A 12,721-nucleotide genomic window follows, 5' to 3' on the forward strand; every position below is an offset into this window, starting at 1 on the left:
ATGCGAGCCGAGACGATGCGCGGCATGCCGCGAGCAGGGCGCCGCCGCGCGCGTGCCGCCGCCGGTGGCGCGCGCTGGGGGACGGGGCGCGTCGCGCTCGGCGCGGCGGCGTTCGCGCTGCTGCAGGGCGTGAGCGCCGCCGCCGAAACCGCGCCGGCCGAAGGCTCGGCACCGGCCGCGGCGACTGCAGCGGCGACCACCTCGGCGGCGGCCGCCGCGCCGGCCTGCAAGGCGGCGCGGCCGGTTCCCTCGTTCAACCGCTGGCAGGAGAACTGGGGCGCGCTGGCCGATCCGTGCCTGCCGCGCCGGCCGCTGGACGGCCTCAAGTACCTGCCGCTCGGCAGCGACCCGAGCTGGTATCTGTCGCTCGGTGCGAACCTGCGCGAGCGCTTCGAGTTGAACCACACGCCGCTGTTCGGGCTCGGCACCACGCGGCCCGACAGCTACCTGATCCAGCGCGCGGAGCTGCATCTGGACGCGCATCTCGGCGAGCACGTGCAGGCGTTCGCGCAGGTCGAGGACGCGCGCGCGTTCGGCAAGGACGCGGTATCGCCCGTCGATCGCAATCCGCTCGATCTCGAACAGGCGTTCGTCGCTTACGTCCACGCGCTCGGCCCCGGCACCTTCAAGGCGCGCGTCGGCCGGCAGGAGATGGCGTTCGACTTGCAGCGCTTCATCTCGGTGCGCGACGGCCCGAACGTGCGCCAGGCATTCGACGCGATCTGGGCCGACTATGAGATCGACAAGTGGCGTTTCATCGGCTACGTCACGCGGCCCGTGCAGTATCGCGACGTGGACGATGTCGACGATACCTCGAACCGTCACCTGAAATTCAGCGGCGTGCGCGTGGAGCGCGGCGGCGCGGGCCCCGGCGACCTGTCAGTGTATTGGTCGCGCTACGAGCGCGACGGCGCGCGCTTCGCCGACGCGAGCGGCACCGAGCGGCGCGACGTGTTCGACGCGCGCTATGCGGGCAAGCAGGCGCCGTTCGACTGGGACGTGGAGGCGATGGGGCAGACCGGCCACGTCGGCGGCGCCACGGTGGGCGCCTGGGCGTTCGGCGCGCTGGCCGGCTACACGTTCGCCGCGCTGCCGGGCACGCCGCGCGTGGGCCTGCAGGTGGACGGCGCCTCGGGCGACCGCCACCCCGGCGACGGCCACGTCGGCACCTTCAACCCGCTGTTCCCGAACGGCTACTACTTCACGCTGGCCGGCTACGCGGGCTACAGCAACCTGATCCACGTGAAGCCGTCGGTGACGTTCCATGTCACGCCGACGCTGACGCTGATGACGGCGCTGGGCCTGCAGTGGCGCGCGACCACGGCCGACTCGGTGTACGGGCAGGGCATGGCGGTGGTGCCGGGCACGGCCGGCAACGGCAGCCGCTGGACCGGCATGTACGGGCAGCTGCGCGCCGACTGGATCGTGAACGACAATCTCGCGCTCGCGCTCGAGGCGGTCCATTTCGAGGTCGGCGATTCGCTGCGCGCGCTCGGCGCGCGCAATGGCGACTACCTCGGCGTCGAGGCGAAATTCGGCTGGTGAACGCAGGCATCGACGGGGAGCCACATGGCCAAGCAACAGCAGGGCACGCAACAGCAGCTTGAACTGGTCCGGCTGGCCGCGGCGGTGCGCGCGAACCTGGACGACGCGCGCGTCTGGCGCTGGTACGCCGACCTGATGGAAGAGGACCGCATTGCCTGCACGCGCACGCGCGACGGCTGGCAGCTGACGATCGACGGCCACCATACCGTCGAGGACGCCTCGTTCGATGCCGCCGTGCGCCGCGCGGCCGATATCTGGTGCGACCAGCCGCGCCTGTCCCCGGCGCTCGGCCGGCGCAGCAAGCGCGCGCGGCTCGCCGGCGCGGCGCCGCTGCCGGACTGGCACGCACGCCGCGACTGATGCGGGAGCGGCGGCGCAAGGCGGCGGGATGCGAAGCGCTCACGCCCCCGCGGGCAGCCCCGCATGGAGTTCGCGGATCTCCGGCACGCTGCTGTGGCGATCGAAATGCGGCGCGAGCGCATGCAGCGCGTCGCGCGCGTCGGCCATCGCCTCGGGCGACTGCGGCAGGCGCGCGAGGCCGAGCGCGGCCCGCAGTTCCCACATGCGGGCGCCTTGCGAACGCGCCATGGCGATCGCATCCGAGAAGCAGGCCAGCGCGCGTGCCGTGCCGCGCGCGCGTTCCGGGCTGCCGGCCGGCAGCGCGGCGGCCTGCGCCTGCGCCGCCACGCCGAGCGCGCGCAGCAGCTCGGGCATGAAGTACAGCGCGCCGTGCTTCTCGCACGACGCCTGCGCGTCGTGCAGCCGCGCGAGCGCGTCGTCGACGCGGCCGGCGGCGATCAGCGCCAGCGCGCATTCGACCACGAGCGGCGTGGTCAGGCGCCGGAAGCCGCGCGCCTGCAGCGAGTCGAGCGAGCTTTCGAGCTGCGGCAGGCTCGCGTCGGGCCGGCCTTCGCGGATCGCGAAGATGCCGGCGAGGCAGTCGCCGAACTCGCGCCAGATGGTGAGCCGGTGCAGCGTGGTCTGCGACTTCATGATCGACAGGTAATGCGCGGCGCGCGCGCGATCGCCCGAGATCAGCGCGAGCGGCACCGCCACGACGCCGAGCACGTGCGTGAACCACGGCTCCATGGTTTCGGCCGGGATCAGGCCGAGCGCGAGGCTGGTCAGCCTTGCGGCCTCGTCGGTGTCGCCTTGCAGCCAGTGGATGCGCGCGAGCCCCGAACAGGCGATGGCGCGCGGGTCCACGGCGAAGCGCCGGATCGATTCGGCGTCCTCGGGATGGGCTTCCATGTGGCGCAGCCCCTGCTCCAGCTTCTCGCGCGCGATCTCGTGGTCGCCGCGGCAATGCTCGGCCACGGCCGTCAGCTGGGTCGCGAGCACGTGTTGCGGCACGCTGCCGGTCTCGCGCGCGAAGCGCTCGAAGCGCCGCGAGTAATGCAGCGCCTCGTGGACCTTGCCGGCCGACAGCATGACGTTCCAGAGCCCCCAGAACGTGCGCGCGAGCAGCGCGTCGTTGCCGGTGCGCTCGGCGTGCGCGTGGACCTCGAACCACAGATCCTCGGCGCGCTGGATCGGGCCGGTCAGGTTCGGCAGCACCGCGGCGAGCGCGAGCTTGAGGCGCACCTCGTCGACCGGTGCGATCGATCCGGCCGGCAGCGCCTCGAGCGCGGCCACCGCCTGCGCGGCGCGCCGGCCGCATTCCTCGATCTGCGCGTTCTCCAGCAGCGAGACCACCAGCGTGGCGGACAGCTCGACGCCGAGCAGCGTGTCGCCGTCGGGCGAGAAGGCCCAGTCGACGGCGCCGCGCGCGTCGGCCAGCGCCTGCTGCATGTCGGGTTCGTCGTCCACGCCGGAGAAGCCGGACGCAGCGTCGTCGCCGCGGAACAGCGAGGCGAGGTAGCGCGCGTGGCGCGCGGCCAGCGTCTGCTGCTCGCCGGCCGCGTGCAGCTGTTCCAGCGCATAGGCGCGCGTCGATTCGGACAGGCGGTAGCGCGCCACCGGGCCGTCGAATTCCACGCCGACGAGCGATTTCGCCACCAGTTCGCCTATGCCGTCCACCACGGCGCGTACCGTCAGCTCGCGATCGCAGGCCACGGCGCACATCGCCTCGAGCGAGAACGCGCCGCCGAACGGCGCGAGCCGCCGGAACAGCGCGCGGCTCTCGGCATCGAGCAGCGCGAAGCTCCAGTCGAACGCGGCGCGCAGCGTCTGGTGGCGCGGCAGCGCGGTGCGAAAGCCGCCCGACAGCAGCGAGAGCCGATCGGACAGCCGCTGGTGGACGCCGTCGACGCCGAAGCTGACGACGCGCGCGGCGGCCAGCTCGATCGCGAGCGGAATGCCGTCGAGGCGCCGGCAGATCTCGCCGATCAGCCGCAGTTCGGCCGTGCCGCCGCCGTTGCCGCCGCCGTTGCCGTGAAGGCCGCCGCGCATCGCCTGCACGCGCGCGAGGAACAGCTGCACGGCGGAGCGCCGCAGGATGGCGGTGTCGTCGGCGTCGCGCTCCGGCACGTCGAGCGGTTCGACCGCGAACACCGCCTCGGCGGCGATCCGCAGCGGCTCGCGGCTCGTCACGAGGATGCGCAGCGCCGGCACGGCGGCGAGCAGGCATTCGACCACCCGCGCGACCTCGACGACCATGTGTTCGGCGTTGTCGAGCAGCAGCAGCCGCGGCGCGCCGGCCGGCGCCGGCGGCGGGCCGCCCGCCGACGCGGGATGCGGCAGCCGCAGGCCGAGCCCGCCCTCGACGGCCGCGACGATCTCGGCCGCGCCCTGCATCGAGGCCAGCTCGACCAGATGGACGCTGCCGGGCGTCTCGGCCTCGATCGCGTTCGCCACGGCCACCGAGAGCGTGGTCTTGCCGATGCCGCCGGCGCCGGTCAGCGTGAGCGCGCGCGTCTGGTCGAGCGCCGCGCGCACGGCCGCGACGGCGTGCGCGCGGCCGATCACGTCCGGATGGCGCGGCAGGCGCGCGGCATGGCTGGCACCGCCGGCCGGCGCGGCGCGATGGGCCGTGGCGCGCGGCGGCTCGGCGGCCGCGCGGCGGACCAGCCGGTAGCCGCGCCCGGGCACGGTCATGATGCAGTTGCGTTCCTCGCCGAGCGCGCGACGCAGCGCCGACAGATGCACCTGCAGCGTGTTTTCCTCGACGAACGTGTCGGGCCAGATCGCGTCCAGCAGCGCGTCCTTCGTGACCAGCCGGCCGTCGGCCGCGACCAGCATTTCGAGGATGGCGAACGCGCGCGCGCCCAGCCGGACCGAGGCGCCGTTCTCCAGCAGCTCGCGGCCGGCGAGATCGATCTCGAAGCGGCCCAGCGGAAAGGATTTCGGGGTGGCGTCCGGCGTTGACGACATGCTCTGGATTCGGAAGGGCGGGGTGGTGGAGGCGCGGCGAGAGACGCCGCGCGGACGAATGACGCGCGGGTATTTTAGCCGTTGTCGTTTAGCTGCTGGGGTTTCGCCGTTTTAGTGGCGACGGCGTAGTGCGGTGCGTGGCTCCCGGTGGCGTTGCATCGAAGGGGAGCCACGAGGTTCGTGCGTTCCAGAGCAGGAGACCCCGGTGGTCGTGAGCCGACGCTATGCCGAGGTGGACTTCGCCGCGCCGAAGCGCTTGCGCCCGGGTGTGCCGAGCAGCGCTGCCGGCACCACCGGCAGCGGCTGCCAGAGCGCCACGCGCACGGGCGAATCGGTGGCGGTGTCCGAGCCGCGGCATTGCAGCGTCACGGTCCAGCAGCCGGTGGCGGGCCAGTAGGTGGCGACGTCGACGAACGGCGGCTCGTCGCCGAGCAGGCGCGGGTCGTCGATCACGGCCAGCACCGCGACGCTGGCATGGCCGTTGGGCGCGGGCGGCTCCTGCGGCGAGCGCCATGCCGAGCGGCGGGCCGCGATGCCGCGCGGCGAGCCTGGCAGCGAGGCCGGCGCCGTCATGATGCGCGGCCCTCGGTAACCGGCGCGCCCGGCGCGTCGGGTGGCTCCGTCTGCCGCCAGAATTGATGGGCGCGCGCGCGCACCGATTTCGCCTCGAGCATCAGCGTGCCGTCGATCCGGCGGCTCGCGACGTGGCCGTGGTCGGCCCAGCCGCACACCACGTCGACGGCGATCGCCGTCTCGAACGCGGCGCGCTCGGCCGTCATCCAGTCGCCGCTGAGGATCTCGTGCGGCACCGCGGCCGGCGCGGCGACGGCGGCGCCGAGACCGCGTTCGAACGGCCTCGCGCGGCTGGCGCAGGCGGCTTCCTTCGGCAGGCCGGACAGCGCGGCCGGGCGGCTGTCGGCGCGCGCCGGCCGGCCCGCGTCGGGCCGCGGGCGACATGGCGCTTCGGTGGCTTCGCGCGCGAGCGGACGCGCCTCGGCCGCCTGCCGGGCGCTTTGCGCGAGCATCGGCAGGACATGAAGGTCGTGCAAATCACGCATGTCGTCGTGTCGATCGTACCGGGCCATCGGGCCGGGCGGTTCGCCGCCCAGGCGATGCCACGCGAAGGCGGTTTCGAGGTCGCGCAGGCACGCGTGCGAAAACGCGATGTCGCGGCCGAAGCGCCGCGCCGCCGCCTGTTCGCGCTCGCGCAGCTGCGCCTCGACGGCGACATAGGCCTGGGTCCAGCCGTTCCAGGCCGCGCGCGCCTCCGGCTGCACGTAGCAGCCGGCGCCGTCGCGCGCGAACGACAGCGCGGTGTCCTGCTCTCGCGCCCACCGTGTCATCGCGGCTTCGAACAGGCCACGCGACACATTTCTCAGCGCATCAGTCATCGGCATACCCTTGCTCGATTTGGCGACGAAGTCACGAGGCGGCGGTCTGCCTCGCAAGCCCGCTCGCCGCGCGCCGCGTCGCCGGTGCGCCGTTCGTGTCCGAACCGGCCGGTCGTGCGCGGGGGCGGCGAGATCCATCCCTAGCCGAATGATATCGATGCAACGCAGCAACGAGGTAGAGGCATTTTCTAATGCGTGAATCAGTTTTTCTTGTCCAGCGCAGGATGCACCGCAATGGCGCGCGATGAGACGGGCCATGAGCGTGGGCCGCTTCGCGGTTGCAAGTTTTTCTAACACTGCGGCAGAATTTCGCGCTTGCCCGGCCGTGCGCGTTGACCAATGATGGCCGCCGGTCACGAGGCGCCGCCCGGCACGCCGGCGGCACGATGAACAGCATGGACGCTTCGGATCGAACCGCCGCGTTTCGATCATTTATTTTTCCGATATGAGCATGAGCGTTGCGCCTTGCATTGCGTTCGTGCAAGCCATACCTGTTGCGGAGTCGCCGACATGAGCGCGCCGAAACCGCTGTTCCCGCTGCCGGACCTGCCGCTCGGCGAGCCCTACGGCTTCGCCGCGCGGCTCGGGCTGGTCGGCCTCGCGACCGATACCGCGATCGAACGCGACTTCCACCGGATGGTGCCGGGCGACGGCGTGGGTGTGTTCTCGACGCGGGTCTGCCTCGACATGCCGGATGACGAACCCGGCTTTGCCGCGCTGAGCCATGAGATTGCGCCCGCGATGCGCAGGCTGGTGCCCGGTGACCCTGCCAGACGCGCTTGATCTCCGGTTGCAAAAGCTCATCGCGTTTCGCGCGGGCGCAGCGTTTGGATGGATCGCGAAGTTGTGCCGCATGGCGTCGGTAGCCCGACGGGGCAATCCGCAAGACCTTGCAGATCGGCTCGACCCCGAAGGTGTCGCGATGCTGATCAATGAAGGCCTTCAGGACTTGAAACGGCGGTCGAGCTCCGCCTGGGCGAAAAACGCGCTCGCCAGCTTGAGAATTTCGTTGGTCCGGCGCAGTTCTTTGACCTCCCGTTCCAGCGCCTTGATACGTTCACGCTCGGCCGTGCTCACGCCATCGCGCTCGCCACGGTCGACCTCCTCGCGTTTGACCCAATCCAGCAGCGTTTGCGGCGTGCAGCCGATCATCGGTGCAATCGATTCGACTGCCGCCCACATCGACGGGTGTTCGCTACGCTGCTCGCGTACCAGGCGCACTGCGCGCTCCCGGACTTCCGGGGAAAACTTACTTGGCTTCTTGTTCATCGCTCCATTCTCTCAAGAGTTGGAGCCTCCACCAAATCCGGTGTGGTTCAATATTCGCTGGACCAATAGCCGAAGTGGATCGGTAACTGCCGATTCCGGCGTGGACAAGCGTAGGTCGTGGCGTAGCTTTGTGCGCCCGGCCCTTTTAGATAGCGCTGGTACTGCTGCATCATTGGAATGAAGGGTACAGGTACTGCGGTGGGTTCCAGGGCATCGATGCCGAGGCCGTCTGTCGACTCTGACCAGCCACACGTATGAAGTAACCTGTGGCCAAAAAAATACACACGGCTACACAAAAATTTGCCATCGTATGTCTCGTGTGTATAATTACACACGAGACATACGGAGGAGCTATGAACTCATCTAAGCTGATCCGGATGCTCGAGGAGGATGGTTGGTTTCAGGTGCGTGTGACCGGAAGTCATCATCACTTCAAACACCCCAAGAAGCTTGGACTTGTGACGGTACCGCACCCGAAGAAGGACTTGCCGATTGGGACAGCTCGAAGCATCCTAAAAACCGCCGGTCTGAAGTGATCGGCGGTTTTTTCCCAGGGATTGGGGTGCGGTGAGTTCATAAAAAACAATAGCATTGTTAGTGGGGATGCAAAGATGAAATTTTTAAAAGTGGTTTTTATATAATACTTAATAATTTTTTAAAACGCGAAGCATCGAAGTAAGGAGTGGCGTATGGAATTTCCCATCGCAGTTCACAAGGACGATGGGAGTACCTACGGCGTGATTGTTCCGGATATTCCGGGGGTTCACTCGTGGGGTGATACCATCGACGAAGCAATCAAGAACACGCGAGAGGCAATTGTCGGGCATATCAACACGTTGGTCGAGCTTGGCGAGCCGGTGAAGCTCAAGTGTTCTACGGTAGAGGGTCTGGCTGCGGAGCCGGACTATGCTGGTGCAGTGTGGGCGTTCGTCAGTGTTGATCCGTCTCAGTTTGATACGAAACCGGAACGGATTAACGTTAGCCTGCCGCGGTTTGTTTTGAGTCGTATTGACGAATATGTGAGTGCGCGGCATGAAACAAGGAGTGGTTTCCTGGCCCGTGCGGCGCTTGAAGCACTTAGTGCTGAAGAGCGTTAACTCAACGCTACGCATCAGCTATAAACTTGGCCCGCTTATGCGGGCCATTTTTTTGTGCAGCTAGGGGCGATTCGGACTACGGTGTTGGGCTCCTCGACACTCGCGTTGATCTGAAGCTGGAGCGACTGAGCGTAGGTTTAGGCGTAGGTTTTTAATTTCGTTCCTGTTGGTAAAGGCAAAATCATTGCTGCATCGGCCCTGATGCATCGACCTAGCAGCACCGCACCCACGCAACCCACCTTTCCACCACCAAGAAGACCCGCCCCGCGCACCTACCCGCGCGCGCCCCCACGCCCCCGCCCCGGCTTGTCCGCACGAATCGCGTCGAGCGCGCGCGCCGCGATCCGCGCGGTCTCCATCAGCACTGGCGCCGGTATCGCGTCGCGCGCCTGCACCGACAGTCCCTGCACCACGCCCGCCACGTAATGCGCCCACGCGGCGCAGTCGGTATCGGCGCGCACCTGCCCGCTGTCGACGCCGCGCGCGAGCCGCTCGGCCACCTGCCGCGTCGCCTCGGCCCGCAGCGCCCGGCCGAAGCGCACGAGCGGCTCGTCCGCCGTGCCGGCCGGGGCCATCGTGATCATGCAGCCCGGCGTCGCCGGGTTTTGCGAGAACGTGATCGCCGCGTCGTGCAGCAGCCGCGCGACGGCGTCCAGCGCATCGGCCTCGGCTTCGAGCGCGCGCGTGCCGAAGCCGCCGGCGGTGTTCCGGTAGCGCTCGATCGCCTCGCGGTACAGCGCGTCCTTCGACGTGAACGCCGCATAGAGGCTTTGCGCCGAAATGCCCATGGCCTGCGTCAGCAGTGGGATCGAGGCGCCCTCGTAGCCCGCCGCCCAGAACACTTCCATCGCGCGCGCCAGCGCGTCGTCCCGGTCGAAGGCGAGGGGGCGGCCGCGCTTTCTGCCATTTATCACATCGGTCATTGTTGAAATTAGTCCGGGGCTGATGAATAATGGAATGCCCATTGTGATATATATCCCAGGAGATTGCACGTGCCCATCCTCGACCGATCCGCTTCCACTCCGTCGCTTCGGGACCTGTTTCGCCCCGAGGCGGTTTCCGCCGACACGAAGGCCGTGAACGAACGGCTGGCGCGCACGCTGGCGGCGCGCTCGCTGCCGGACGAGCTCGCGAAGCTGCGGGAAGCCTATGCCGACGGCACGTTCGGGCTGCCGGTGATGCCGCGCTCGCCGCGCGCGCAGGCGCTCGCGATTCCGGGGCCGGCCGGCGCGATCGCGGCGCGCGTGCTGGTGCCGGAGGTGGTGCGCGGCGTCTATCTGCACCTCCACGGCGGCGGCTGGATGCTGGGCGCCAACGACCTGCTCGACGCGCAGCTCGAACTGATCGGCCGCGAGGCGGGGCTGGTGGCGGTGGCGATCGACTACCGGCTGGCGCCGGAGCATGTGTTTCCGGCTGCGATCGACGATGGCGTCGCGGCCGCGCGCTGGTTGATCGAGCATGCGCGGGCCCGCTTCGGCGCCACCTGGCTCGCGATCGGCGGGGAGTCGGCCGGCGCGCATCTGGCGGCGTCGACGCTGCTCCGGCTGCGCGACGCGGGCCAGGGCGGCGCGTTCAGCGCGGCCAACCTGATGTTCGGCGTCTACGACCTGTCGCTGAGCCCGAGCCTGCGCCGCGCCGAGGGCACGCCGTTCATCGATCGCGCCGGTGTCGAGGCGATGGTGCGGACGTTCCGCGGCGACGCCGCGCCGACCGATCCCGCGCTCTCGCCGTTGTACGCCGATCTCGCCGGCCTGCCGCCGGCCCTGTTCTCGGTGGGAACGATCGATCCGCTCGTCGACGATACGTTGTTCATGCACATGCGCTGGCAGGCCGCCGGCGGCGAGTCGGCACTCGCCGTCTATCCGGGCGGCGTCCACGGCTTCAATTCGCTCGGCGGCGAACTGGCGGACGAGGCGAATGCGCAGGTCGCGCGCTTCCTGCGTGCGGCCCGCGATGCCGCGCCGGATGCTTGACGAATGCGTGAGGATTGCGCGGCGGGCGGCGCCGAATCCGAGCGATTCGCCCGCCGCCAGCCGCGCGCGCGCATTCCGTGATTGAGATGGTCCGTTGAAAACGCAAGATGGAAACCCGGATACTGGCGCGCCGCCATTGATTCATATCAATAGGTAACGTATGACCTGGCCGGTACCGCGAACCGTCGGTTCATTTTGAAATGACGAATGGCGCTGATTCGGGTTTTTACCGATTCAGTCCCGCCGCCGCGCCCGGTCGGATGGCGCTTTCCCTTTCCCACCGCGGCTCCGGCCCATGGCCCGTGCCGCGCGTCTCATATTTTTATCGGCGTTTGTACCGAGAGTGAATAAAGTCTGATTTTTTTCGGCCGTAATAAACACCGTGCGCCGGAACTTGGAGACGGCGAGCCGGATATCAGAACATATACGTCCAAATAATGAGAATCGTGCGGAACAGGCGCCTGGGTTTCGCTCGAACCATCGATCAAATCACATGTTAAAAAATCTTTCGATTCGTCATTGTGTGAACGCGATCATCGGCCTGTTCAGCTTCGCGCTGATCGCCGGTGCCCTGCTCGGCGTGCTGTCGTTGAACTCGGCGAATCACGATCTCAAGCAGATGTACACGGTCGACACGCCGGCCGTGGCGAATCTCGAAGGCAGCTCGGGCCAGCTGCTGCGCCTGCGTCTGTCGCTGGCCACCTACGATTCGCTGACGAACATCGGCGACACCGACGGCGCGCAGGCCGCGTTCAAGCGCGCCGACCAGTACATCAAGCTGTCGAACGAGCGCTTCTCGGCGTATCTCGCGCAGGTCGGCGACGATGCCGCCGCGCGCGAGCTGATCGACGACATGCAGAAGAAGCGCGACGACTTCCTGCACCAGGGGATCGAGCCGGCGATGGCCGCGCTCAAGGCGGGCGACAAGGCCGCGTTCGGCGAGATCCAGGGGCACAAGCTCTCGCCGCTCTATTCGGCCTATGAAAAGGCGATGCTGGCGCTGGAGAACCATCAGGTGGGCCTCGGCGAGGCGCGCTACGAGGCGGCGCAGCACCAGTTCTCGATGGTGATCGTGGCGGTGGCGGTGGGCCTCGTGCTGGCGCTGTCGCTCGCGCTGTTCGGGCGGATCTGGCTCGTCAACGCGATCGTGAAGCCGGTGGATGCCGCCGTCGACAGCTTCGGCCGCATCGCCAACGGCGACCTCACCGGCAAGGTCGAGGTGCGCAGCCGCAACGAGATGGGCAAGCTCAGCGAGGCGCTGCTGAAGATGCAGGAGTCGCTGATCTCGACGGTGGGCGTGGTGCGCGCCAGCACCGAATCGATCAACGTTGGCGTGGGCGAGATCGCCACCGGCAACACCAACCTGTCGCAACGCACGGAAGGGCAGGCGGCCTCGCTGGAGGAAACCGCGGCCAGCATCGAGGAGCTGACCTCCACGGTCAAGCAGACCGCCGACAACGTGCGCCAGGCCAGCACGCTCGCCAACGGCGCCTCGGACCTCGCGGACCAGGGCGGCCAGCTCGCGCGCGACGTGGGCGGCACCATGCAGGACATCGTCAACAACGCGCGCCGGATCGGCGACATCGTCGGCGTGATCGAGGGCATCGCGTTCCAGACCAACATCCTCGCGCTGAACGCGGCGGTGGAAGCGGCGCGCGCCGGCGAGCAGGGCCGCGGCTTCGCGGTGGTGGCCAGCGAGGTGCGTTCGCTCGCGCAGCGCAGCGCGACGGCGGCCAAGGAGATCAAGGGGGTGATCATGGAGTCGACGCAGCGCGTGGAGACGGGCGCCGAACTCGTCGAGCGCTCGGGCTCGACCATGAACGAGATCGTCACCGCGATCGGCCGCGTGAGCGGGATCATGAACGAGATCGCCGTGGCCTCGAACGAGCAGAGCAACGGCATCGACCAGATCAACATCGCGATCGCGCAGATGGACGAAGTCACGCAGCAGAACGCGGCGCTGGTCGAGGAAGCGGCGGCGGCCGCCGCCTCGCTGGTGGATCAGGCGCGGCGCCTCAGCGACGCGGTGGCGGTGTTCCGCATCGAACACCCGGGCCGCGCGACGTTCGGCGTCCAGCCGGGCGGCGCATCGGCGCCGGTCGCGCGGCTGGGTGCGCTGCAGCCCGCGTACTGA

General features: G+C 68.7%; 11 protein-coding genes, 1 pseudogene and 1 other annotated feature. Of the genes and pseudogenes, 7 read left to right on the top strand and 5 right to left on the bottom strand.

Features of this window, described 5'->3' with window-relative positions; genetic code table 11:
- On the top strand, positions 1–1,545 hold the full coding sequence (locus tag BpN12_RS03190) for an alginate export family protein (RefSeq protein ID WP_425306280.1): 1,545 nt from the start codon (positions 1–3) through the stop codon (positions 1,543–1,545).
- Between the two features lie 24 nt (positions 1,546–1,569).
- Entirely contained in the window at positions 1,570–1,905 is a 336-nt protein-coding gene (locus BpN12_RS03195; protein ID WP_246793862.1) for a hypothetical protein, read from the top strand.
- A 39-nt stretch (positions 1,906–1,944) separates the two neighbouring features.
- Here BpN12_RS03195 and BpN12_RS03200 read toward each other — a convergent pair whose 3' ends face one another.
- The 3 genes from BpN12_RS03200 to BpN12_RS03210 all read right to left on the bottom strand — a co-directional run bounded on the left by BpN12_RS03200 (position 1,945) and on the right by BpN12_RS03210 (position 6,506).
- A complete protein-coding gene (locus BpN12_RS03200; RefSeq protein ID WP_246793864.1) occupies positions 1,945–4,857 on the bottom strand; it encodes an ATP-binding protein in 2,913 nt (970 codons plus the stop codon).
- Positions 4,858–5,079: 222 nt separating this feature from the next.
- Positions 5,080–5,430 (bottom strand): hypothetical protein, encoded by a 351-nt coding sequence (locus BpN12_RS03205; protein WP_246793865.1) that lies wholly within the window; start codon positions 5,428–5,430, stop codon positions 5,080–5,082.
- A complete protein-coding gene (locus BpN12_RS03210) occupies positions 5,427–6,506 on the bottom strand; it encodes a hypothetical protein (protein ID WP_246794746.1) in 1,080 nt (359 codons plus the stop codon). The genes BpN12_RS03205 and BpN12_RS03210 overlap by 4 nt, the downstream gene beginning before the upstream one ends.
- A 252-nt stretch (positions 6,507–6,758) precedes the next feature.
- On the opposite strand from BpN12_RS03210, the gene BpN12_RS03215 reads away from it, so the two are divergent.
- Positions 6,759–7,031 (top strand): hypothetical protein, encoded by a 273-nt coding sequence (locus tag BpN12_RS03215; protein WP_246794747.1) that lies wholly within the window; start codon positions 6,759–6,761, stop codon positions 7,029–7,031.
- Here the strand turns inward: BpN12_RS03215 and BpN12_RS03220 are convergent.
- A pseudogene (locus tag BpN12_RS03220) lies at positions 7,009–7,517 on the bottom strand (transposase); the annotation flags it as partial. The gene BpN12_RS03215 and the pseudogene BpN12_RS03220 overlap by 23 nt on opposite strands.
- Positions 7,120–7,236, bottom strand: a sequence feature (AL1L pseudoknot). Its footprint overlaps the pseudogene before it by 117 nt.
- Positions 7,518–7,870: 353 nt before the next feature.
- Between BpN12_RS03220 and BpN12_RS03225 the strand changes: the two are divergent.
- Positions 7,871–8,053, top strand: a complete 183-nt coding sequence (locus BpN12_RS03225; protein WP_246793866.1) for a type II toxin-antitoxin system HicA family toxin — start codon at positions 7,871–7,873, stop codon at positions 8,051–8,053.
- A gap of 153 nt (positions 8,054–8,206) precedes the next feature.
- A complete protein-coding gene (locus BpN12_RS03230) occupies positions 8,207–8,614 on the top strand; it encodes a type II toxin-antitoxin system HicB family antitoxin (RefSeq protein WP_246793868.1) in 408 nt (135 codons plus the stop codon).
- Positions 8,615–8,886: 272 nt separating this feature from the next.
- Here BpN12_RS03230 and BpN12_RS03235 read toward each other — a convergent pair whose 3' ends face one another.
- Entirely contained in the window at positions 8,887–9,579 is a 693-nt protein-coding gene (locus tag BpN12_RS03235; protein ID WP_246793869.1) for a TetR/AcrR family transcriptional regulator, read from the bottom strand.
- Between the two features lie 27 nt (positions 9,580–9,606).
- On the opposite strand from BpN12_RS03235, the gene BpN12_RS03240 reads away from it, so the two are divergent.
- Both BpN12_RS03240 and BpN12_RS03245 read left to right on the top strand, forming a co-directional pair.
- Complete coding sequence (locus tag BpN12_RS03240; protein WP_246793870.1) at positions 9,607–10,587, top strand: alpha/beta hydrolase; 981 nt, start codon at positions 9,607–9,609, stop codon at positions 10,585–10,587.
- A 493-nt stretch (positions 10,588–11,080) separates the two neighbouring features.
- A complete protein-coding gene (locus BpN12_RS03245; protein ID WP_246793871.1) occupies positions 11,081–12,721 on the top strand; it encodes a methyl-accepting chemotaxis protein in 1,641 nt (546 codons plus the stop codon).

This window comes from Burkholderia perseverans (assembly GCF_022870505.1).
In the GTDB taxonomy this organism is placed as follows: Bacteria; Pseudomonadota; Gammaproteobacteria; order Burkholderiales; family Burkholderiaceae; genus Burkholderia; species Burkholderia plantarii.